This window comes from Variovorax sp. UMC13, from assembly GCF_014170375.1.
Classification (GTDB): domain Bacteria; phylum Pseudomonadota; class Gammaproteobacteria; order Burkholderiales; family Burkholderiaceae_C; genus Variovorax.
The window spans coordinates 431,334-452,156 of sequence record NZ_LZZW01000031.1; the positions used below are offsets into that span (position 1 = coordinate 431,334).

The window sequence follows — 20,823 nt, forward strand, 5'->3', positions numbered from 1 at the left end:
ACCGTACGGCCGGCGTGCCGCGCGGTCTTTCTTTCCATCGAGCCCGAAGAACCCATGACCACCCCCCTAGACATCGTCGGCCTGTGCGGCAGCCTGCGCCATGCGTCCATCAACCGTGCCGCGCTCCGGCTGGCCGGCGAGGTCATGCCTGCCGGCATGACGCTGGAGATCGCCGAGATCCGCGACATCCCCTTCTTCGACGGCGATGTGATGGCCCAGGGCTGGCCCGCGGCCGTGGCCGCGCTGCGCGAGCGCATCCGCAAAGCCGACGCCGTGGTCATCGCCACGCCCGAGTACAACTTCTCCACGCCCGGCGTGCTCAAGAACACGCTCGACTGGCTCAGCCGCGGCGAGGACCAGCCCTTCGCCTTCAAGCCGGTGGCGATCCTCTCGGCCTCGCCCGGCCCGCTGGGCGGTGCGCGCGTGCAGTACGACCTGCGCCGCGTGATGCTGTTCATGAACGCCCAGGTGCTGGCCAAGCCCGAGGTCTTCATCGGCGGCGCCGGCGCCAAGTTCTCGCCCGAGGGCGTGTGCACCGACGCGACCACGCGCCAGTTCGTGGGCGACCAGATGGCGGCCTTCGCGCACTGGATCGCGGGCGTGCGGCGCATGCAGGGTTGAGGGCCGGAAGAACCCTCACCCCAGCCCTCTCCCGCGCGCGGGAGAGGGGGCAAGACAAGAGACCCCGAATGGACCGCACCATGAGCACCCTGCACCCGCCCCGCCACGATTTCGTCTTCACCGCCCAGTCCGCGCGCGTGCGCTTCGCGCCGGGCGCGCTCGCGCACCTGCCGCAGGAGGTCGAGGCGCTGGGCGCCCGGCGCGCGCTGGTGCTGTGCACGCCGCAACAGGTCGAGACGGCCGAACGCGTGTCGGCCCTGCTCGGGCCGCTGAGCGCGGGCGTGTTCAGCGGCGCCGTGATGCACGTGCCCATCGAGGCCGCGCGCGAGGCCCGCGCGCACGCCGGCGCGGTCGGCGCCGACTGCGCGGTGGCGATCGGCGGCGGCTCCACCGTGGGCCTGGGCAAGGCCATCGCGCTCGAGTCGCCGATGCCCATCATCGCGATCCCGACCACCTATGCGGGCTCGGAGATGACGCCGATCTACGGCATCACCGAAGCCGGCCTGAAGAAGACCGGTCGCGACCCGCGCGTGCTGCCGCGCACCGTGCTCTACGACCCGGAACTGTCGACCGGCCTGCCCGTCGGCCTGTCGGTGGTCAGCGGCATGAACGCCATCGCGCACGCGGCCGAAGGCCTGTACGCACGCGACGGCAACCCCGTGATGTCGCTGATGGCCGAGGAAGGCATCCGCGCCATCGCCCAGGGCCTGCGCGGCATCGTCGCAGCCCCCTCCGCCATCGACGCGCGCAGCGACTGCCTCTACGGCGCCTGGCTCTGCGGCACGGTGCTGGGCCATGTCGGCATGGCGCTGCACCACAAGCTGTGTCACACCCTGGGCGGCAGCTTCAACCTGCCGCATGCCGAAACCCACACGGTGGTGCTGCCGCACGCGCTGGCCTACAACGCGGCCGCCGCGCCCGAGGCCATGCAGCGCATCGCCCGCGCCATCGGCCGCAGTGACGGCGACGCGGCCGGCGGCCTGTTCGACCTGGCCGGGGCCCTGGGCGCGCCCACCTCGCTGCGCGAGATCGGCATGCCGAAGGAAGGCCTGGCGCGCGTCGCCGACCTGGCCGTGGCCAACCCCTACTGGAACCCGCGCCCGCTGGCGCGCGACGCGCTCATGGCCCTGCTGCACGACGCCTGGGAAGGGCGGCGGCCGAGCAGCACGCGGCCCTGAGCGCTTCGCCGCCCGAGCCAATCCGTCATCACATCACACACAAGGAGACATCGTCATCATGAAAGTAGCCGTTGCAGGTCTGGGCTGGTGGGGCAAACAGATCATCCGTTCGCTGTCCGCCAGCCCGAAGTTCACCGTGGTCGCCGCGGTGGACCCCTTCCGTCCGGCCGACGCCGATGCGTTCCTGAAGGAAGCCAAGGTCGAACTCGCGCCCGACCTCGCCGCGGTGCTGGCCCGCGCCGACATCGAGGGCGTGATCCTCGCCACGCCGCATTCGCTGCACGAAGAGCAGGTGCTGGCCGTGCTCGAGGCCGACAAGCAGGTCTTCTGCGAGAAGCCTCTGGCCATGAGCAGCGACGGCGCACGCCGCATGCTCGACGCCGCCCGGCGCAAGGGCCGCGTGCTGGGCATGGGCCACGAACGCCGCTTCGAGCCCGCCGTGGCCGAGCTGATGCGCATGGTGCGCGCGGGCGAACTGGGCAGGCTGCTGCACGTGGAAGCCAACGTGAGCCACGACCTGTTCCGCAAGCTCGACGCATCGAACTGGCGGCTCGACCAGAAGCACGCGCCCGCCGGCATGATGACGGCCGTCGGCATCCACATCACCGACATCTTCATCGCGCTGGCCGGCCCCGCGCAAAGCGTGCGCTGCACCACCGACTCGATGGTCTTCCCGGCCCCCGCGCAGGACTACATCACCGCCACCATCGCCTTCCGCTCGGGCGTGCGCGGCACCGTGAGCTTCCTGTCGGTCACGCCCTTCCACGGGCGCATCGCGGTGTTCGGCGACAAGGGCTGGGTCGAGCTGGTGTCGGAAGGCAACGTCGACCAGGGCCTGCCCACGCTTTTCACCCACTGCATCGGCACCGGCATGCCGCGCATCCACCACAGCCATCCGGCCAACGACGCGGTGCTGCTGAACTTCGAAGCCTGGTCGGACGCGGTCACGCGGGGCAGCGCCTACCCGTTCACGCACAGCGAGCTGCTGGAGAACATCAAGCTGTTCGAGGCGATCGTGGTGTCGGGGAAGACGGGTGGGGAGACGGTGGTGATTGAAGAAGAGGCTGCGACGGGTTGAGACGGAGGTTCTGGTGCGGAGGATCTGCGCACCTGCTCGGCGAGTACCCAGCCATCATCAGGGCTTGACTCGCGCGAACAACCGATGCGAACGGTCTGGCATCGACAAGGCGGTGAGCGCGGCACTGTCGAGCGGCTCCATGGCGGGCGCCCCGCTGGCGTCGCGGTACGCGTGCCCCGCGTGAAGTTGCCTTCTGCACCGCAACGCTCAAGGCGGCAGGAAGCTGACCTTGACGCCTTTGACGGTGGCGTCTTTCTTGGCATCGACCTGCACGCCACGCAGCGCGGAAGACTGTTCGCCCATAAGCAACCTACCTGCAGCGGCCGAGAACGCTCTCAGTGCTCCGGGAACTCGACCTCGATGGGCTTGCGCTCCGGATCGCTCAAGAACCGAAGGTAGGTCTGCACGGCCAACTTGAACTGCGACAGGGTGACTTCGCCGCCTTTGCCTTGGCTGTAGAGGCCCTCGAACCAAACCTTGTCGCGCGTGATGTTGATGACCCAGGCATTGCCGTCGACATCGGCCAGATCGAGTTCGCCAGACTCGACTTTACGGACCCAGTCCATCACGCAGGCGACGCCTGCGGGGCCTTGAATGTCTTGGAATATCGCTTCGCACATCAGTTCATATCGCTCGACAGGTTGAGCCTTTAATGTCAAGACATGTAGATTGAAATCAATTCTCCCCCCCATTAATTTCTATTCCTCGAATGCATCGTAAAACATATTTTGAAAAGCTCATTTTTCATTGCCCCACCGGACAAAAGATCGTACATTGATTCTTCACGTCCCAACTGAACTGGATTCTGATTCCTGACGGGCTCGTTTCTTGGAATCTCGCCCCAGTCAGCCCCTTTTTCTGGCCGGCCTTGAACGCCTCCGTCACCTCATAGGTGATACGCGCCTCAGACCAAGACGGCGGGAAGAAGGTTGAGATATTTCGCTTGTCCACCCACGATAGCGAAACCCCACCCCCCAATATACAGAAAAACTGCAACCCGATCTTCTCGGGGCATAAAAAAGTGCAGCATTCCTTTGGTCGAATTTTTTCCATCTAACTGAAATTATCTAGAAAGTATTTTCTAACATCCTCGTTTGGAGATAATTGAAAACAGAGATGGCAAGGTTTCCCCTTCTCGATCCAATGATTTATTTGCGCCAAAAAAGCCTCAATGAAGCCAAGAACCGTAGATCGATCGGCATCAAATAGATCGGATGCCCAGTCGATGACGATAACCAGCCCAGCCAACTCATTAGAGAGCGTAATCATGTCATCAAACAACGAAACATAGCTATCCTCCATACAGCCATCAGCATGCTCGGCCCCAATTGCCGACCCAACCGCGCGGCACATTTGCGAGATTCCTTTTTCGAGCCCTCTGCCGTCGAGATATATGGTCGAAACTCTCATCTGGCGCAGCTGGCCGGTGATCTCCGTCATAAATAAATCATCCAGACCCTCTTCAAAAACAAAATGAACGCACGCCGTTGTTGACCTGGAAATTTCGTAGTAACCTCTCACGGTAGAACCCCTTTACTTTTTCATTGATGCCTCGAAGCGTGTCCATCTTAAGCGCTGCGCAGTGGTTGCCTTGTAATGATCCAGGGACACATAAAAAATATTTGGGAATTTTGGTGAGTACGCTATTCTTACTGAGCCCGCGCTTCCTTCACCCAGGTCAAATATCTGATACATCGCCCCCCCACTGCGAGGCAGTTGAACTTTCGGGTCGTCAAATTTCAACCATTCGCGACTTTGAGCAGTGCTTGCGGCTATCTCTTGCGTTCGAAACCAGACTTTTCGCTCTTCGTCGGTTCCAAAAAAACGAGTCTTAAATTCTTCCGTTGGCGCGAATGGATGATCTATATCAGGATACTCATAGCCCCAGCCAGCATGCGCTCCATGGTTGTTCGCGGCAGCATTGCCAGCGGCTTGACCGGCCAGATCTATCTGTGCCGCGTCGCCCCCAATGGTGGCAACTGCCAAGCCCCCCAAGAAGGCGGCGAGTTGAACGGTATCTTCGTGCCAGCCATACGCCTCTGCCGCAACTTCGCCCATCGCCGCACCCAGTGCACCCGCGCTGCAGCCACCTGTGCTGTCGGCCTTGGCCGCACCAACCAAGCAACCCGCAATGGCATGTGCAATCTTGTTTGTGAACCCGTCGAGCACTCCCGCATTTTTCCAATCACCAATTGCATTAGCCCCTTGCGCCGCGAAGGTGTCGATGAGCGCCGCCTTCAGGCCGTCCTTGAGGTTGTCTTCCAAACTGCCGCCGTTGATAGCTGTGCCGATCAGCGCCTTCGCAACACCCGCCTGTACGTTCTGCCCGAGTTGGTTCAAGAAGCCTTGAGTGCCGCTACCAACTGTCGGACCTCCAGTCGGGTTCAGGTTCAAGCCCCCGAGCACGCCGCCGGTGGCGATGGCCGTCAGCAGGTTCTTCACGTTGGCGCTGCTGCCCAACTCATGCAGCGTGGCGGCCAGGTCGCCGCGGTTGTTGATCGTGGCAACGGCGACCTGACCGGCCAGTGCCGACAGACCTGCGGTCACCGCACTGCTGACGACTGTGGAGACGGTCGCACCCGTTCCCGTGAGGAACGCACCGCCGCCGGCCAACGGCACACCCTCACCCAGGCCGATCGCTGCCGCGTTGCCTGCCGTATTGCCTGCAGCCCCTGCCGGCCCCACCGCGAAGTACGCCGCCACCAGCGTCACGATCGCCGCCCCTTCAGGCGTGAGGCCCTGCTGCTTGTAATCCCACTGCTTGTGCGCCTCTTCGACCTTGACCCAGTCGACCTTGCCCTGCAGCTTCGGGTCTTCGTTGAGCTGTTTCACCCAGCCCATGCCGGGCTGTTGGGCCAGGGCCTCGACGCTGTCCCGGGCGCCCAGGCCGGCCTGCACGCTGTTCACCGGCGTGGCGAGTTCACCCGCGTGGAGCTTCGCGTAGTGGGTCTGCTCGTCGCTGCTGCCCTTGCCCTGGGTCTTCTGCCACGCCAGGTCGCGGCCTGCGCTGGTGTGGCTCTGGTCTTCCTTTGTGGTCTGCGTGGCCAGCACGAGCTGGTCTGCCTCGAGCGTGAGCTTGCCGGGCGTATTGACGGTGATCGCGCCGAGCGTGGCCGTGATCTGCATGTCGCCCGCATGGCTGCGGCTGTCGGCGAGATCGACGCCCACGCCTTGCAGGCTGGCTTGGCCCGCAGCCACGACGTCGCCGTGCGCGGCCAATTGCTGTGCCGTGCGCAGCTGCATGTCGCCGCTGTTGCCGAGCTGGCCAGGCTCGCATCGCCCTCGCTGGTCAACGTGCCGTCGGTGTTGCGCAGGTCGCCCGTGCTCGCGATGCGCAGGCTGCCAGCCTGCAGCTTGCCGCCGCTGTTGTCGAAGCTGCCCACGTCGGCGCTGAAGCCACGCGCCACGTTCAAGGTCCCGCCCGCGTTGCTGAAGCGCTCGCCGCGCACGGCCAGCGTGCCCACGCTCAGGCTGCCGCCGCTGTTGTCGATGCGTGGCGTGTCCAGGCCGATCTCACCGCCTGCATAGATGCGGCCGCCGTCGTTGAGCAGGCGCCCGGCGGCGTTGATGGCGCCCGGGCCCGTGGCGGCCGCGGGCTGCGCGGGCGCGGCCTCCGCGACCGCCGTGGTGCCGGTGCCCGGGGTCGTGGCGGTGCCGGTGCTGGGTGTGACCGAACCAGCGCCACTCGGTGTGCTTGCGCCGCCCGCACCATCCGCACCTGTTCCGGGCTGCACCGCCACCGGCTCCGCCCCAATGAACCCGCCCGCCGTGTTGCTCAGCACCGGCGCCGTGATCGCAAGCTCGCGCGTGCCCGCCTGGCGGATCGTGCCGCCGCGGTTGTCGATGTCGCCTGCGCTTTTGAGCTCGACCTTCGCGCCTTCGAGCGTGCCGATGTTCTCCAGCCGCCCCGCCGCGGTGACCACCAGCCCCCCGACACCCGCGCCGATGTGGCCCGCATTGCGCACGCCCAGCCCGGCCTCGGTGCCGATCAATGTGATCTTGCCCGCATACATGCCGCCCAGCGCCGCCACGTCGAGCGCAAAGGCGGGTGGGGTGCCCGTGGGGGGGGTCGCTGTCTGCGCACTGCCGTCCACCGCGACCTGGTTCGCGCCGGCCACGACCTTCAGCTCGTTGGCCCAGACCCCCGCATTGAGCTGCACCGCCCGCGCCAGGATGGCCGCGTAGTCGGTCTTGCTGGCATCGAGGCCCGCGCCTTCGATGTTCACCGTGCCGCCGCGCACCAGGAAGCTGTCGAGCCCGCCGTTGGCGTTGAACTGCGGCGTGCCGGTGGTCAGCGTGGCGCGGCTCGCGTTGATGAAGCCGCCGCCGTTGACCTGGATGCCCGCCGGGTTGGCGATGATGACTTCGGCGCGCTGGCCCGCGACTTCCACATACCCGCGCAGCTGGCTCGGGTTGGCGCTGTTCACCTCGTTGAGGATCACGCGCGCGCCCCCGCCCGCGAGCCAGGGGTTGCCCTGCACCCAGCCGCCCAATTGGGTCTGGGCGTTGGTGCGGCTGTTGTTGAGGATCACGCCCTTGGCGTCGACGTCGAACTGGGAATAGGTGTTGCGCGAGACGCCCGCGGCGCTGGGCGTCTGGATGTTGACCAGGGGCACGCCGTTGGGGGCCGCGAGCAAGGTCGGGCGCTGGCGCCCGGGCGCGCCGGGGTCGGCCACGATCTGGGCATGCAGCGGCGCGCTCATCAGGGCCGCGGCCAGCGCCCCCACGCTCACCGCCGCGGAGGTCGCGCCGCTGGCGCCCTTGCCCGTGCTGCGCGCGCTTTCCTGCACCACCATGCGCAGGCCGCGCGCGGCGTTGAAGACGATACGGTGGAGATGCTTGTTCATTCTTTTTTCTTTCCCTGAGCGCGCGCTGTACGCGCGGAGACATGGCGGGCGGCAAGGCGAGGCGCCCCTTCCCGCCTCACGCCATCAGGCGGCGCAACGGAACCTGGCGACCCCGATGTAACGCGCACCGTTGGCCAGCGTGGCCGCGTAGCTGGCGGCCACCAGGAAAGCGCCGCCTCCGGCGTCGCCGATCTGGACCGCGGCGCCGGAGCCGCCGCTCAGGTAGGCGCCCGTGACCGATGCGCTCGAGGTCGACGAGACCGTGGTGCCAAGGGTGGCCGAGCCTGCGCTGCCGGACGCCGCCACGTTCACCGCGCCGCCCACGGTCGCACCGCCTGTGCCGAAGCTCAGGGTGGCCGAACCCGAGGCCGAGCCGGTGTTGGGCGACGTGCCGCTGCCACCGCTCTTGTAGGTGGGCGTGGTGAACGCACCGGCATCGCAACTCAGCGAGCCCGTCGTCGGGAACTGGGCCGGCGAATTGAGTGCGATGTAGTGGTAGGCGCGGTTGTCGGTGCCGGAGAGCGTCTCGCTGCCGCTGCTGCGCGTCACGGTGCCAGCCGCCCACCGGCCCGTCGCGTAGGAGGCATCGCCGCTGATGTCCTTGGTCACGCTGTTGCCGCTGAGCACGGCGTCGCTGAGCTTGGTCATCGCGCCGCTCGAGGCCTGGACACTGGTGTCGAGCCGGCCGAAGGTCTGCGAGCCCACGCCCACCAGCTGGTAGCGCGAACTGGCGCCGGCCGCGAACTTCGCGCTTACCGAACCGCTGTCGGCGCTGGCCGGAGTGCCCGTGGAACCGCCGGCCGAGCCGGAGGTCGATGCCGCGGGCGCGGCGCCACCGTCACCCCCTCCCCCGCCGCCGCAGGCCTGCAGCAGCGCTATGGAAAGGATCGACGGAATGAGGAGCTTGGAAGTCATGTTTTTTATCCCTGAACGTTTGAATCGAATGGGTGCAGCCTCGAAGGCAGACCGGATGTGTGACAGCTTGGTGGTGGTGGTGCGTGATGGATTCGTCGGGCGGCGGTCCTTTCAGAAGCTGTAGTTGAGGTTGAAGCCAGCCGTCACGTGGGCGGTGCGGTAGCCCTCGGGCTTGCGCAAGGGCGTGCCGACGAAGAGGTCGTAGCTCAGGCCCTGCAGCGCGTTCGTCGTGCCACGCAAACCGAGCACCGCGCCCGTGAGCCGCGTGCCCAGCAGGAACTGCGACGACCCTCCGCCGACCTCGCCGTGGTCGATGCCGGCGTAGAGCTCGGCGCCGCTCTGGCCCAGTGCCCAGCCGAGGTCGTTGCGGATCAGCCAGCCGCGCTCGGCCATCAGGCTGGTCTCGCCGTCGAAGCCGCGCACCGTGTAGCGCCCGCCGACGGCGAAGCGGTCCTGCGGCGTGAGCGGGGTGCGGTTCCATTGCGCGCGCCACAGCGCCGAATAGCGCAGCTTCTGGTCGGCCAGCTGGAACGGCAGGTTCAGGCTCGCGTCGGCCGCGACCAGGCCGAAGCGTGAAGTGCCTTCACCGAAGAATTCCTCGGGCGCGGGGCGGGCACCGAATGCACCGGTGCCGCGGCGGTACTGCAGGTTGGCGTCGAGCGTGGCCGCGCCGAGGAACTCGCGGTGGTTGAGCCCCAGCTCCCAGCCGCCGACCACGCGGCGCTGCACCTCGATCTCGGTGTCGTCGATGAAGTTGAACGAGGCCCGGCGGAAGGCGCGCAGCGCCAGCGTGGTCTTGCGGCGCTGGTCGCGATACAGCAGCCGCGACAGGCGCAGTTCGGCGTTGCGCGACTCGCCGGCGTAGACGTAGTCCTGGTTGAGGCCGGCCACGCCCTGGCGATAGGTGCTGCGGCTCGCCGTGGCGCCCAGCAGCCAGTCGCCATAGGGGATCGCGTAGTGCAGGGTCTGGCCGCTGGTGCCGCGCGCGCCGGGGTTGAACAGGTCGTGGCTCAGGCTGACGTAGGCCAGGTCGTTGAGGCCCAGCGGGCCGTCCCAGGCCACGGTGGCGCCGGCCTGCGTGCGGCCCGTGGCGCGGGTGCCGCTGTCGTCCAGGCTCAGGGTGCCGCGCAGCGGAAAGCTGCGGGCGTACTTCCCCACCAGGTCGCTGTCGCCCGGCTGCGCGCCGGCGCCCTGCGAAGGCTCGATCTGGATGTCGGTGTCGGCGGTGGGCAGGCGCTTGAGGTTCTCCAGGCTCTGCTCGATGTCGCGCAGGTTCAGCAGGTCGCCCGGCCGCGCGGGGATGGCGTTGCGCAGCGCGGTGCGATCGCCCGAGCCCTCGGCGAAGCGGATGGCGGCGATGCGCCCGGGCACCAGCGTGACGGCCAGCGTGCCGCCCGCCAGGTCCTGCGGCGGCGCCAGCACGCGGGTGGTGACCCAGCCGCGCTCGACCAGGGCCTGCTGAAGGCGGGCCAGCACCGTGTCGACGCCCCGGGTGCCGAGGCACCGGCCGATCGGTGCATCGTCGCCCTGCGCGCCCGCGGCGGCCGCCAGCAGCCACTGGAAGTCGGCGGCGCGCTCGCCGCCCAGCACCAGGCGTTCGATCCGGAAGCACGGTGTCTCGGCATCTGGCAGGCGCCCGGGCGCGGGTGGCGCCTCGGTCGGCAGGCGGGCATCGACCGCGCGCTCCTGCTGGGCCCGCAGCGCGCGTTCGCGCTCCTGCTGGCGCAGTTCCTCGATGAAGGGCTGGGGCGCCGAGGGCTGGCTCTGCGCCAACGCGCAGGCGCCCACGGCCCAGGCCAACGCACCCGCGGTCAGGGGGGCGGCGACGGCGAGCGAAGGCCGTGGATGCAGCAAACAGCGAAATTGGAAAAACGACATGGACACCCTGAAACGCAGCACTGCCAGGCTGCGACGGGCGAATTGTCTTTTCTATTGCGCCAATTGATTGTCAATCAATAATCAAATGTCGCGAATTTTTTCCCGCGAGGATCAAAAAAATTGAGAAACAATGTTGATCTAATTCTTGATATTCAGAACAATGAATTCTTTTCAATTCATTTGCTGCACGCCTGCCATGCCGGCCGCTGCGTCAGGGGCCCAGTTCGCGCAGCACCGCCAGCTGCTCCGCATAGCTGCTCTCGATGCGTTGCAGCCGGGCCTGCCGGGCCGCCTCGTTGACCCACTGGGCGGCCATCGCGTTCTGCCGCGCCAATTGATAGGCCAGGCGCGCCGCGGGCAACAGCGAATCGTTGTCGGCCGCGAGGAAGCCGGCCAGGTCGTGCAGCGCGCGCAATTTGCCTCGTTCGACGTCACCACGCGGACCCTTTGCGCGCGCATAGCCGACCAGGAAGCTCTGGACCTGGCGCTGAAGCGCCTCCGGGTAATCGCGCCGCACCACGATCTGGGCATGCGGGATCAGGTCCGATTGCCAGATCACCTGCAATTGCGCGGCCTCGACCGGAAATTGCAGCCTGAAACGCTCGAAATCCGCAGTGTTGTTGGTGGCCACGTCGGCCTCGCCATTGGCCACCGCCAGCGCGGTGGCCTGGTGCGTGCCCACCAGTTCGCTGGCAAAGCGGGTTTCCATCGCGATGTGGTGCGGCAGGAACAGTTGCAGCTGCGGCACGATGAACCCCGACACCGAACGGCTCTCGCCCCGCGCCAACCGCCAGCGCCCGGGTTCGGCCAGCAGGGCGTCGAGCGTGCGCAGCGGCCCGGTCTTGCGCGTCAGCAGCAGCGCGCGGTAGCCCGGCAGGCCGTCGTGCCGCGTGACCTGGGCCACCACCCGCATGCGGCGCTGGGTGACGGCGTCGAGCGCCATGCGGCCCGACAGGAAGGCCATGTCGACCTCGTTGCGCTGGATCGCCTGCTCGAGCGCCTCGTACGAAGTCACCGACAGCACGCTCACCGGCCGGCCCAGCATCCGGCTGAGGTCGGCCAGCACCGGCTCCCAGTCGTTGCGCGATTCGAAGGCACCTCCCAGCGGCAGAATGCCGAATCGCATCGGCTGCGCCAGGCCGGCCTGGGCCCAGGCCGCGCCTGGCAGCCCCACCGCCATCCCGAGACCGATCAGCGCCTGCCCCAACCGACGGCGCACGCCGTCGCGCAGGCGCTGGGCCCAAGGGGACAGGATGCCGGCATCAGTCATCGAGCAGGTGGACATATCTCCATCGACAGGTCCGGCCGAAGGCCGACTGGCCAAACGGACGGTGCCAAGTACACAATTAGAAATCAAGCTTGCCTTGATTTGTGACGTATTTCACATTCTCATGGCTGCCGTGCCACCTTTGAACGCCTCACGTCCCCCTTTGCCTGCGACGGCCGGGGGGACGGTGCGCGAGCGGCTGTCCGCACGGCTGCTGCACCTGTCCCTGGCCCAGCAACTGGTGCTGCTGGCCCTGCTGCCGGCCAGCGTGGCCACGCTGGGGGCCATCGCGGTGCTCACGCGCCAGCATCTGGACGACGTGACCGAACTGATCCGCGCCAATGCGCAGACCGTGGCCTTGCAGGTGGCCACCGTGGCACAGACGCAACTGCAACGCATGGACCGGCGCGGCCTGATGCGCACCGCCCAGTCGGGCACCTACCAGCCGCATGTGCAGCAGGTGCAGATCCGCTCGGAGGAAGGCGAGATCCTGGCCAATGCGGAAACCGCCGACCGCCGCCGCAGCGAGGGCCTGCAGGTGCTCACCCCGATCGTGGGAGAGGACGGCCAGCGCACCGGCCAGGTGATGGTCGAGATCAGCCTCGACGCGGTCGAGCGCGCGCGCCGCGCGGCCCGCTTCAACGTGGCGCTGGTGCTGCTCGCCAGCCTGGTCGGCGTGGGTCTGACGGGCTGGTGGGCGGCGCGGCGCATCAGTGCGCCCATCGGCGCGCTGGGCGAGGCCGTCGACCGGCTGGGCGCCGGCGAGGAAGCCAGCGTGGCGGTCGAAGGCACCGCCGAGGTGCGACGCCTGCAGAGCGGCTTCAACCAGGCGGCCGGGGCGCTGGCCGAAAGCCGGCGCCTGCTGGAAAGCCGGATCGCCGACGCCACCGTCGAACTCGCCCGCAAGAACCGGCAGCTGGAAGTCGCGAGCCAGGCCAAGACCCGGCTGCTGGCCGCCGCCAGCCACGACCTGCGCCAGCCGCTGCATGCGCTCACCTTGTTCTCCGACGGCCTGGCCAACGGCGAGACCGACCCCGTGCGGCTGCTGCGCATCGGCCACATCCGCGAATGCGTCGACGCGCTGGACCGTCTGTTCTCCGAGCTGCTCAACCTGTCGCAACTCGATGCCGGCGTGCTGCGGCCGCAATGGAGCGACTTTCCGCTGGACACGCTGTTCGACGAGATCAGCCGCAACTTCCGCCCCGTGGCCGAGGCGCAGGACCTGCGGCTGGTGGTGCGCAAGACGGCGCTGTGGGTGCGCTGCGACTACGTGATGCTGGCGCGTATCCTCAACAACCTGGTGTCGAACTCCCTGCGTCACACCACCGTGGGCGGGGTGCTGATCGGTGCGCGGCGCCGCGGCCGGGGGGTGCGCATCGACGTGCTGGACACCGGCATCGGCATTGCGCCCCAGCACCAGACCCGCGTCTTCGAGGAGTTCTTCCAGGTCGAGACGCGCGGCCGGCAGCACAGCCACGGCGCGCGCGGCATGGGCCTGGGGCTGGCCACGGTGCAGCGGCTGGCCAGCCTGTTGAGCACGCGGGTCGAGCTGAACTCGCGCCTGGGCCGCGGCACCGGCGTGCACCTGCTGGTGCGTGGCGCGGCACCGGCCGCCGATGCCGCCACCGTGCCGCACGGCAGGGCGGCCGAAGCGGACGCCGAAGCCCGGCTCGACGGCGTGCGCGTGCTGGTCATCGACGACGAACGCAGCATCCTGCTCGGCCTGCAAAGCGCGCTGTCGAGCGCGGGTGCCAAGGTGATGGCCGCGCAGAGCCAGGCCGAGGCCCTGGCGCTGGCGGACGGCTGGGGGCAGGCGCCGGATGTGGTGGTGAGCGACCTGCTGCTTCGCGGCGACGAGAACGGCCTGGAAGTGCTGGCCGCGCTGGAGCGCCATCCGCGCGGCATCGGCCCGCACACCGCGCGGCTGATGGTGACCGGCGAGACCAAGCCCGACCAACTGCGCGAAGTGGCGCGCACGGGCATCGCGGTGCTCCACAAGCCCGTGTCGCCCAAGGTGTTGCGCCAGGCCATCCTGGCGCAACTGGCAGCGGCCAAGGCCGCCCGCATCGGATGAGCTCGCCGGCATTTGTTACTCAAATGTCTGCAAAAGTGAGCGAAGACAGCCGATCGATGACATACGTCACGAAAGCCATGGCTCGCTGTGCAAACAAATGTCTCCGCCATGGCGCCGCGTCGAGCGCCTGACGAAGCCCCGATATTCTCGGCCTGACCGGCCGCGCAGCGTGCGCCGCCCTTGGCACGGCCCCGGGGCCCTGGCGCGCCGGCCGCAGAAGAATCACTCAGGGAATCACCATGAAACACCTCCTTCCATCGCTGTGCGCCTTGACCGGCCTGCTCTGCTCTGGCGCGGCCCCGGCCACCGGCCTCCACCTGCCCGACACGGGCGCGGCCCGCCCGCCGGTCGAGTTCATCGACTCGGGTCGCTTCGGCGACCTGCCCTTTTCCGATGCCGTGCGGGTCGGCAACGTGGTCTACCTCTCGGGCGAGATCGGCTACGACGCCGGCACCGGCAAGCTGGTGCCCGGCGGCATCCGGGCCGAGACCTGGCAGCTCATGAACAACATCAAGGCCTCGGTCGAAGCCCGGGGCTACCGGATGCAGGACGTCGTGAAGTGCACCGCCATGCTGGCCGACATGGCCGACTGGCCGGCATTCAACGAGATCTACCGCAGTTTCTTCTCCAAGCCCTACCCGGCCCGCAGTGCCTTCGGCACCAACGGGCTGGCGCTCGGCGCACGCGCCGAGGTCGAGTGCATCGCCGCGCGCTGAGGCGCCGCGTCCTGGCGGCTATGCTGCCGGCGCCATGGCTCTTATTTCATCCCCCCGCCTGATCCGATTCAACAAGCCTTACGGCGTGCTCAGCCAGTTCACGCCCGAAGGCCGCTGGCAAGGACTCAAGGATTTCATCGACCTGCCCGGCGTCTACGTGGCCGGCCGGCTCGATGCCGACAGCGAAGGCCTGCTGCTGCTGACCGACGACGGCCAACTGCAGGCCCGCATCGCCGATCCGCGCTTCAAGATGGAGAAGGTCTACTGGGTACAGGTCGAAGGCGTGCCCGACGACGCCGCGCTGGCCGCGCTGCGCGACGGCGTGACGCTCAACGACGGCCCGACCCGCCCGGCGTGCGCGCGCCGGCTCGACCCGCCACCCGCCGTGTGGGAACGCCAGCCGCCCATCCGCGTGCGCCATGCCATCCCCACCTGCTGGATCGAACTCGCGATCAAGGAGGGCCGCAACCGCCAGGTGCGGCGCATGACCGCGGCCGTCGGCCATCCCACGCTGCGGCTGATCCGGGCCTCGATCGGGCCGCACACGCTCGACGGGCTGGCACCGGGCCGCTGGGCCGGCTGAAGGCTTCTCCTCCGTCGGCGACGAGGGCGCTCGCTAGACTTGGCCGATGGCCATTCAGAATCCACCGTTTTCTCTCCAAGCCTCCACGCGCCGCAATGCGCTGATCGGCACGCTCGGCGCGCTGCTGCTGCCCGCGGCACCGGCCTTCGCCGCCAAGGCGAAAGCCGCCGCCTCCTCCGAGGTCTGGCCGCATGCCGCCGCCGTGCCCGGCGGCGTCGCGCGGCTGTCGCTGGGCGCCGCCGCGGCACGCCCGGTGGCACGCACCGAGGACGACCTCCCGCTGCTGGTGGTCGGCGACCCGATCGAGTGGACCGCGCTGGTCGGCATCCCGCTCGCGGCACAGCCGGGCGGCGCGCGCATCGTCCGGCGCGCCGAAGGCGGCGCTGACCAGCCGATCGCCTATGCCATTGCCGCCAAGCAGTACAGCGAGCAGCGCCTGAAGGTCGCGCCGGGCAAGGTCGACCTCTCGCCCGAGGACCAGGCGCGCTACGAACGCGAGCGTGACCACCAGGCGAAGGTGATGGCCACCTTCACCGCCGTGCCGGCGCACGACCTGCAGATGCGCGTGCCCGTGCCGGGCCGGCGCTCGAGCTCCTTCGGGCTGCGCCGCGTGTTCAACGGGCAGTCGCGCAATCCGCACGGTGGCATGGACATCGCGGCGCCCACCGGCACGCCGGTGCGCGCGCCGCTGCCGGGCCGCGTGATCGACACCGGCGACTACTTCTTCAACGGCGGCACGGTCTGGCTCGACCACGGCGGCGGCCTGCTGACGCTCTACTGCCACCTGAGCGCGATCGACGTGAAGGTGGGCGACGCGCTCAGGACCGGCGACCGCTTCTGCGCCGTGGGCGCCACCGGCCGCGTGACCGGCCCGCACCTGCACTGGGGCGTGATGCTCAACCGCACGATGGTCGACCCGGCCCTGTTCATCGCGGCGGCCTGAGCCGATGGCCTCCCCCACCGCGGTGCTCACCGCCGCGCAGCGCGACGCCTTCGGCCGCGAGGCCGAGCGCACCGCGGGCATCGACCTCGCGGCCTACGCCGAGAGCGGCCGCGACTGGCGCTAACCCGTGATCGGCCTCGGCCCGCCCGACGCGCCCCTGTGCATCTTCGGGCGCGACCCGGGCCGCAGCGAGGTCGAACATGGCATCGCCTTCATCGGCCGCGCCGGCCAGCTGGTGCGCAGCGCGCTGCACCGCCGGCGCTTCGGTGAAGACGCCGCGGCTCCCGGCTTCGAGGCCGCGGTGGCCGCCGGCGCCGAGGTGTTCTGGCTCAACACCGTGCCCTACAAGCCGATCGGCAACAAGGCCTGGTCGATGGCGGTGAAGCGGCGCTTCCAGCCGCTGATGGCCGAGCTGCTGCTGGGCCACTGGCGGGGCGAGCGGGTGATCGTGCTGGGCCGCGAAGCCTTCTTCTGGTTCGGCATCGGCCAGGCGCCCGAGGTGGCCGCGGCGCTGGAAGCCTTCTGGGCGCGCGCGGACCGCCACGACGCCACGCTCACCATCGACTACCACCACGCCGGCCTCTCGCGCCGGCTGACGCTGGCGCCGCTGCCCCATCCCTCGCCGGCCAATGCCGTGTGGTTCGCGCGCTTTCCGGCGCTGCTGGCGGCGCGGCTGCAAGCACTCCTGCCGAGGCCCTGAGCGCCGCGCTCAGGCCGGGCGCCGGCGCGCGAAGGCCGAGGTGCTCCACGCGATCAAGGCCAGCAGCACCAGCTGGAACGGCAGCCGCGCCACCAGCGCCCAGTAGGGCACCGCGGGAAACTGCGCGGCCTGCTGCAGCATCTGCACGTTGGCCGGCGTCACGGCGATCGTGAGCAGGATCAGCCCGATGCCCGCGGCACGACGGGTCGGGCGCCACAGCAGGCCGGCCGCGCCCAGCAGCTCGGCCACGCCGCTCAACCACACCGCGGCACGCGGCCATTCGATCCAGGGCGGCACGATGCGCATCTGGGCCTCGGTGAAGACGAAGTGCGCCACGCCGCCGAGCGCGAACCACAGGAAGACAAAGGCCAGGGCGGCCAGGCGCCAACGACTCATCTGAGGGACTCCTTCTGGGGCGGTCATGCAGTATCGGTCCCGCGCGCCGCGACAAGCTGCCTTCGAAGCCTCAGCCCGCTGCGTCCACGCCCTGCTCGAAGATGCTGGCCGTGCGCCGGTAGTGCGCCGCGAGCAGGCCCTGGGCCTCGTCCGCGCGCCCGTTCAGGATCGCCTCGAAGATTGCCTGGTGTTCGTCGAGCTCGTTGCGCCGCTTGTAGGCCGTGCGCGCGGCCAGCTGCCGGAAGCGGTAGGCGCGGTCGTAGAGCTGGTCGCAGAAGCCGAGCAGCAGCGCCGAGTCGCAGCCGGCCAGCAGTGCGCGGTGGAAGTCGCGGTGCTGCCGTTCCCACTCGGGGTTTTCCTCGTACGAATCGGGGGTCACCGATCGCGGCGTCCGGGACAGGCGATGGAAGGCGACGACCAGCTGCTCCTCCCACGCGGGCGCGCGGCGCGCGCAGGCCTGGGCAATGGCCAGCGATTCGATGCCGATGCGCGTGTTCACCAGATCCTCCAGTTCGGCCTGCGTGGCCTGCGCCACCATGAAGCCGCGCTGGTCGTTGTGGACCACCCATTGCTCGCTCGCCAGGCGGTTCAGTGCCTCGCGCAAGGGGCTGGCGCCGACCTGGTAGCGGTCGCGCAACTCGTGCATGAGCAGCTTTCGGCCGGGGCGCCAGTGGCCGGCGAGCACGTCCGCTTTCAGTCGCTCGTAGGTCACCCGCGCCAAGGTCGGCGCGGCCGCCGACCCCGGCTCGCCTCCCGGGGTAATCCCTGCCTCTATTTTTGTCGACAAATTCATATGTGAGACTTTAATATCGCCAAAACTGTTCATCGAAAGGTTTGTCGAAATTATGACCAGATATGCACGCGTCACGCCAGCCGGCGCACCGACGCAATGGGCGGTCCAGCACCAGGGCGAGTTGCTGGGCCTGGGCGAGCAGGTGGCGGCCGGGCCGCACGACACCGACTGGCTGGCGTTGACGGCGGCGGGGCCCACGCCCGCGATGCTGGCGCGCGCCCGCCCGCTCGACGCCGACACCCTGCGCTGGGAAACGCCGGTGGCGCGGCCCGGCAAGGTGATCTGCCTGGGCCTGAACTACGCGGCCCACGCGGCCGAAGGCGGCAACGCGGCGCCCGAGTACCCGAGCTTCTTCATGCGCGGTGCCAGTTCGCTGATCGCGCACGGCGCACCGCTGGTGCGCCCGCGCGTGTCCGACAAGCTGGATTTCGAGGCCGAACTGGCGGTGGTCATCGGCGGCCGCGCCCGGCACCTCACGGCCGCCAACGCGCTCGAAGCCGTCGCCGGCTATGCCTGCTTCAACGACGGCACGCTGCGCGACTACCAGCGGCGCACCGCCCAATGGACCATCGGCAAGAACTTCGACAGCACCGGTGCCTTCGGCCCCTGGCTGGTGCCGGCGTCGGCACTGCCGCCGGGCGCGAGCGGGCTGAAGATCGAGTCCCGCCTGAACGGCGAGGTGATGCAGAGCGACAACACGGCGCACATGATCGTCACGGTGGCGCAGGCGCTGGTGCTGCTGTCCGAGGTGCTGACGCTCGAACCGGGCGACGTGATCGCGATGGGCACGCCCTCGGGCGTGGGCTATGCGCGCAAGCCGCCCGTGTGGATGCGGCCGGGCGATCGCATCGAGATCGAGATCGAGGGCGTCGGGCTGCTGTCCAACCCCGTGGTGGCGGAGGAGGCCTGAGATGCAACCCGTGATCACGCGCCTGCCCGACGACTTCCGCTGGCCCGGCGGCCACCGGCTGGCCGTCGTCTTCAACATCGCCTACGAAGCCTGGTCCGACGGCCAGGCGCCGGGCATCGGCCCCATGGGCAACGTGCTCAAGCCGGGCTTCTTCGACACCAATGCGCATTCCTGGGCCTCGTTCGGGCTGGTGCGCGGCATCCATCGGCTGCTGGGCATCGCCGAGAAGCACGGCATCCGCACCAGCGTGATGGTCAACGGCGTGATCTGCGAACGCGACCCCGAGACAGTGCGGCGGATCGCGGCGCTGGGCCACGAGATCGTCAACCACTCCTGGGGCATGGACGTGATCCCGGTCTACTTCGACGAGGCCGCGGAGCAGGCCAACATCGCGCGCAACCACGATCTGCTGACGGCCACCGCGGGCGTCGCGCCCACCGGCTGGATCAGCCCACGCGGCACCGGCAGCCCGATCAGCTCGCGGCTGCTGGCCGAGGCCGGCTACCTGCACCACGGCGACGTCAACGACGACGACCGCCCCTACGTGATGGACTTCGGCGGCCGCCGCATCGTTGGCATCCCGCTCACGATGGACGTGAACGACCTGCCCACCTGCATCCGCTACGGCCAGGGGCCGCGGCACATGCTCGACACCTTCGACGACACCCTCGCCGCGCTGCGCGCCGAGGCCGCGCCGCTGATGCTGGACGTGACCGCGCATACCCACGTGATGGGGCGGCCCTCGGGCGCCTGGGTCTACGACGAGATCATGGCGCGGGTGAAGCGGGCCGGCGACGTCTGGATCTGCACGCGCGAGGAGATGGCGCGCCACGTGCTCGCCTCGATCTGACAGAAGCCCCGGCAGGGCCGCCGCAGAGCGGCCCGCCGTGATCCACAACCTGGAGACAAGACGAACATGCGACGCCGATTCCTTTCATGCGCGATGGCGGCGGCGGCCCTCGCGGCCGCACCGTCGATCAGTCTGGCGCAGGCCGCATGGCCGGCGCGTCCGGTGCGCTTCGTCGTGGCCTTCGCGCCCGCCGGGCCGGCGGACATCATCGGCCGGCTGGTGGCCCAGCGGCTCACCGGCGCGCTGGGCCAGAGCGTGATCGTGGAGAACCGCGCGGGCGCCGGCGGCAGCGTGGCGTCGGCGGTCGTGGCCCGCGCCGAGCCCGACGGCTACACGCTGCTGGTGAACACCAGTTCCTACGCGGTCAACCCCTCGATGCAGCGCAACCTGGGCTTCGATGCCACCAAAGACCTGACGCTGGCGGCGCTGGTTGCCTCGAGCCCCAACCTGATCGTGATCGCGCCCTCGGTGAAGGCCGGCACGCTCAAGGACGTCATGGCCGATGCGCAGGGCGGCGCCTACAACTACGCCACCGCCGGCGCCGGCACGACGCCGCACCTGACGGCCGAGTACCTGTTCAAGGTGCTGGGCAAGGTGCCGGTGACGCACGTGCCCTTCCAGGGCGCGGGCCCGGCGCTCAACGCGGTCATGGGCTCGCAGACGCAGATGGCCAGCGTGGCGCTGCCGGCGGCGGTGGAACTGGTGAAGTCCGGGCGCGTGCGCGGCCTGGTCGTGACCGGGAGCAAGCGCTCGTCGGCCCTGCCCGCGGTGCCGACCGTGGCGGAGTCGGGCTTCCCGGGCTTCGAGGACGTGACCTGGGTCGGCATCTTCGCGCCGTCCCACACGCCGCGCGCCGTGCTCGAACGCATCAACGCGGAGGTCGCGCGCCTGCAGCAGGACCCGGACTTCCTCGCCAAGCTCTCGGCGGCGGGCTTCGACCCCCTGGGCGGCAGCGTCGAGCAGTCGAAGGCCTACCTGCAGAAGGAGCTCGAGAAATGGGCGCAGGTGGTGAAAGAAACCGGCGCGCAGCCCAACTGAGCGGATTTTCCGAACCCGTTTTCCAGGCCAAGGAGT

21 protein-coding genes are annotated in these 20,823 nt (G+C 68.8%); 11 read left to right on the forward strand and 10 right to left on the reverse strand.

All coding sequences use genetic code 11. The features are described 5' to 3' along the window. Positions 1 to 54 precede the first annotated feature (54 nt). From A9977_RS27125 to A9977_RS27135, 3 genes are all read left to right on the forward strand, one after another. The gene (locus A9977_RS27125) at positions 55 to 621 is read left to right on the forward strand and encodes an NADPH-dependent FMN reductase (protein ID WP_183027890.1); all 567 of its coding nucleotides are present in this window, start codon (positions 55 to 57) and stop codon (positions 619 to 621) included. 80 nt (positions 622 to 701) lie between these two features. After that, entirely contained in the window at positions 702 to 1,799 is a 1,098-nt protein-coding gene (locus tag A9977_RS27130) for a maleylacetate reductase (protein WP_183027891.1), read from the forward strand. A 58-nt stretch (positions 1,800 to 1,857) separates the two neighbouring features. Further along, a complete protein-coding gene (locus A9977_RS27135) occupies positions 1,858 to 2,877 on the forward strand; it encodes a Gfo/Idh/MocA family protein (RefSeq protein ID WP_183027892.1) in 1,020 nt (339 codons plus the stop codon). A 335-nt stretch (positions 2,878 to 3,212) separates the two neighbouring features. On the opposite strand, the gene A9977_RS27140 is transcribed toward A9977_RS27135, so the two are convergent. The 8 genes from A9977_RS27140 to phnD all read right to left on the reverse strand — a co-directional run bounded on the left by A9977_RS27140 (position 3,213) and on the right by phnD (position 11,697). Then, positions 3,213 to 3,497 carry a hypothetical protein gene (locus tag A9977_RS27140; protein ID WP_183027893.1) on the reverse strand — a complete coding sequence of 95 codons (285 nt, stop codon included), beginning with the start codon at positions 3,495 to 3,497 and terminating at the stop codon, positions 3,213 to 3,215. 124 nt (positions 3,498 to 3,621) lie between these two features. After that, positions 3,622 to 3,930, reverse strand: coding sequence for an EndoU domain-containing protein (locus tag A9977_RS34780; protein ID WP_183027894.1), 309 nt, complete (start codon positions 3,928 to 3,930; stop codon positions 3,622 to 3,624). Beyond that, positions 3,931 to 4,398 (reverse strand): hypothetical protein, encoded by a 468-nt coding sequence (locus A9977_RS27150; protein ID WP_220812101.1) that lies wholly within the window; start codon positions 4,396 to 4,398, stop codon positions 3,931 to 3,933. It abuts the gene before it with no gap. A 12-nt stretch (positions 4,399 to 4,410) separates the two neighbouring features. After that, complete coding sequence (locus A9977_RS27155) at positions 4,411 to 5,718, reverse strand: DUF637 domain-containing protein (protein ID WP_259652177.1); 1,308 nt, start codon at positions 5,716 to 5,718, stop codon at positions 4,411 to 4,413. A 62-nt stretch (positions 5,719 to 5,780) separates the two neighbouring features. Further along, complete coding sequence (locus A9977_RS27160) at positions 5,781 to 7,724, reverse strand: filamentous hemagglutinin N-terminal domain-containing protein (protein ID WP_259652160.1); 1,944 nt, start codon at positions 7,722 to 7,724, stop codon at positions 5,781 to 5,783. Between the two features lie 84 nt (positions 7,725 to 7,808). Beyond that, complete coding sequence (locus A9977_RS27165) at positions 7,809 to 8,639, reverse strand: hypothetical protein (protein ID WP_183027897.1); 831 nt, start codon at positions 8,637 to 8,639, stop codon at positions 7,809 to 7,811. Positions 8,640 to 8,750: 111 nt separating this feature from the next. After that, entirely contained in the window at positions 8,751 to 10,454 is a 1,704-nt protein-coding gene (locus A9977_RS27170) for a ShlB/FhaC/HecB family hemolysin secretion/activation protein (RefSeq protein WP_405054709.1), read from the reverse strand. 274 nt (positions 10,455 to 10,728) lie between these two features. Further along, on the reverse strand, positions 10,729 to 11,697 hold the full coding sequence (phnD, locus tag A9977_RS27175; RefSeq protein WP_183027958.1) for a phosphate/phosphite/phosphonate ABC transporter substrate-binding protein: 969 nt from the start codon (positions 11,695 to 11,697) through the stop codon (positions 10,729 to 10,731). A 250-nt stretch (positions 11,698 to 11,947) separates the two neighbouring features. Between phnD and A9977_RS27180 the strand changes: the two genes are divergently transcribed. The 5 genes from A9977_RS27180 to A9977_RS27200 all read left to right on the forward strand — a co-directional run bounded on the left by A9977_RS27180 (position 11,948) and on the right by A9977_RS27200 (position 16,800). Beyond that, entirely contained in the window at positions 11,948 to 13,858 is a 1,911-nt protein-coding gene (locus A9977_RS27180; protein ID WP_259652161.1) for a hybrid sensor histidine kinase/response regulator, read from the forward strand. Positions 13,859 to 14,097: 239 nt separating this feature from the next. Continuing rightward, positions 14,098 to 14,574, forward strand: coding sequence for a Rid family hydrolase (locus A9977_RS27185; RefSeq protein ID WP_183027900.1), 477 nt, complete (start codon positions 14,098 to 14,100; stop codon positions 14,572 to 14,574). Between the two features lie 34 nt (positions 14,575 to 14,608). Next, complete coding sequence (locus A9977_RS27190; protein ID WP_183027901.1) at positions 14,609 to 15,157, forward strand: pseudouridine synthase; 549 nt, start codon at positions 14,609 to 14,611, stop codon at positions 15,155 to 15,157. Positions 15,158 to 15,203: 46 nt separating this feature from the next. After that, positions 15,204 to 16,100: a M23 family metallopeptidase gene (locus A9977_RS27195; protein ID WP_183027902.1), complete on the forward strand. Its 897-nt coding sequence runs from the start codon at positions 15,204 to 15,206 to the stop codon at positions 16,098 to 16,100. A gap of 127 nt (positions 16,101 to 16,227) precedes the next feature. After that, positions 16,228 to 16,800, forward strand: a complete 573-nt coding sequence (locus A9977_RS27200; RefSeq protein WP_220812103.1) for a uracil-DNA glycosylase family protein — start codon at positions 16,228 to 16,230, stop codon at positions 16,798 to 16,800. Between the two features lie 9 nt (positions 16,801 to 16,809). Here A9977_RS27200 and A9977_RS27205 read toward each other — a convergent pair whose 3' ends face one another. Next, positions 16,810 to 17,196: a hypothetical protein gene (locus A9977_RS27205; protein WP_183027903.1), complete on the reverse strand. Its 387-nt coding sequence runs from the start codon at positions 17,194 to 17,196 to the stop codon at positions 16,810 to 16,812. A 70-nt stretch (positions 17,197 to 17,266) separates the two neighbouring features. Further along, positions 17,267 to 18,022, reverse strand: a complete 756-nt coding sequence (locus tag A9977_RS27210) for an FCD domain-containing protein (protein WP_310936201.1) — start codon at positions 18,020 to 18,022, stop codon at positions 17,267 to 17,269. A gap of 19 nt (positions 18,023 to 18,041) precedes the next feature. Here A9977_RS27210 and A9977_RS27215 point away from each other — a divergent pair, with 19 nt between their 5' ends. From A9977_RS27215 to A9977_RS27225, 3 genes are all read left to right on the forward strand, one after another. Beyond that, positions 18,042 to 18,899 (forward strand): fumarylacetoacetate hydrolase family protein, encoded by an 858-nt coding sequence (locus A9977_RS27215; protein ID WP_183027905.1) that lies wholly within the window; start codon positions 18,042 to 18,044, stop codon positions 18,897 to 18,899. Between the two features lies 1 nt (position 18,900). Continuing rightward, positions 18,901 to 19,749 carry a polysaccharide deacetylase family protein gene (locus A9977_RS27220; RefSeq protein ID WP_183027906.1) on the forward strand — a complete coding sequence of 283 codons (849 nt, stop codon included), beginning with the start codon at positions 18,901 to 18,903 and terminating at the stop codon, positions 19,747 to 19,749. Between the two features lie 66 nt (positions 19,750 to 19,815). Continuing rightward, positions 19,816 to 20,787: a tripartite tricarboxylate transporter substrate binding protein gene (locus tag A9977_RS27225; protein ID WP_183027907.1), complete on the forward strand. Its 972-nt coding sequence runs from the start codon at positions 19,816 to 19,818 to the stop codon at positions 20,785 to 20,787. Positions 20,788 to 20,823 lie beyond the last annotated feature (36 nt).

Excerpts from the sequence above, each read along its gene's own strand:
- A9977_RS27165 (WP_183027897.1), bottom strand. The coding sequence starts at position 8,639 with ATGACTTCCAAGCTCCTCATTCCGTCGATCCTTTCCATAGCGCTGCTG.
- A9977_RS27140 (WP_183027893.1), bottom strand. The coding sequence starts at position 3,497 with ATGTGCGAAGCGATATTCCAAGACATTCAAGGCCCCGCAGGCGTCGCC.
- A9977_RS34780 (WP_183027894.1), bottom strand. The coding sequence starts at position 3,930 with ATGGAAAAAATTCGACCAAAGGAATGCTGCACTTTTTTATGCCCCGAG.
- A9977_RS27125 (WP_183027890.1), top strand. The coding sequence starts at position 55 with ATGACCACCCCCCTAGACATCGTCGGCCTGTGCGGCAGCCTGCGCCAT.
- A9977_RS27220 (WP_183027906.1), top strand. The coding sequence starts at position 18,901 with ATGCAACCCGTGATCACGCGCCTGCCCGACGACTTCCGCTGGCCCGGC.
- A9977_RS27225 (WP_183027907.1), top strand. The coding sequence starts at position 19,816 with ATGCGACGCCGATTCCTTTCATGCGCGATGGCGGCGGCGGCCCTCGCG.
- A9977_RS27195 (WP_183027902.1), top strand. The coding sequence starts at position 15,204 with ATGGCCATTCAGAATCCACCGTTTTCTCTCCAAGCCTCCACGCGCCGC.
- A9977_RS27130 (WP_183027891.1), top strand. The coding sequence starts at position 702 with ATGAGCACCCTGCACCCGCCCCGCCACGATTTCGTCTTCACCGCCCAG.
- phnD (WP_183027958.1), bottom strand. The coding sequence starts at position 11,697 with ATGGCGGTGGGGCTGCCAGGCGCGGCCTGGGCCCAGGCCGGCCTGGCG.
- A9977_RS27210 (WP_310936201.1), bottom strand. The coding sequence starts at position 18,022 with ATGAACAGTTTTGGCGATATTAAAGTCTCACATATGAATTTGTCGACA.
- A9977_RS27155 (WP_259652177.1), bottom strand. The coding sequence starts at position 5,718 with ATGGGCTGGGTGAAACAGCTCAACGAAGACCCGAAGCTGCAGGGCAAG.
- A9977_RS27205 (WP_183027903.1), bottom strand. The coding sequence starts at position 17,196 with ATGAGTCGTTGGCGCCTGGCCGCCCTGGCCTTTGTCTTCCTGTGGTTC.
- A9977_RS27215 (WP_183027905.1), top strand. The coding sequence starts at position 18,042 with ATGACCAGATATGCACGCGTCACGCCAGCCGGCGCACCGACGCAATGG.
- A9977_RS27185 (WP_183027900.1), top strand. The coding sequence starts at position 14,098 with ATGAAACACCTCCTTCCATCGCTGTGCGCCTTGACCGGCCTGCTCTGC.
- A9977_RS27190 (WP_183027901.1), top strand. The coding sequence starts at position 14,609 with ATGGCTCTTATTTCATCCCCCCGCCTGATCCGATTCAACAAGCCTTAC.
- A9977_RS27135 (WP_183027892.1), top strand. The coding sequence starts at position 1,858 with ATGAAAGTAGCCGTTGCAGGTCTGGGCTGGTGGGGCAAACAGATCATC.
- A9977_RS27160 (WP_259652160.1), bottom strand. The coding sequence starts at position 7,724 with ATGAACAAGCATCTCCACCGTATCGTCTTCAACGCCGCGCGCGGCCTG.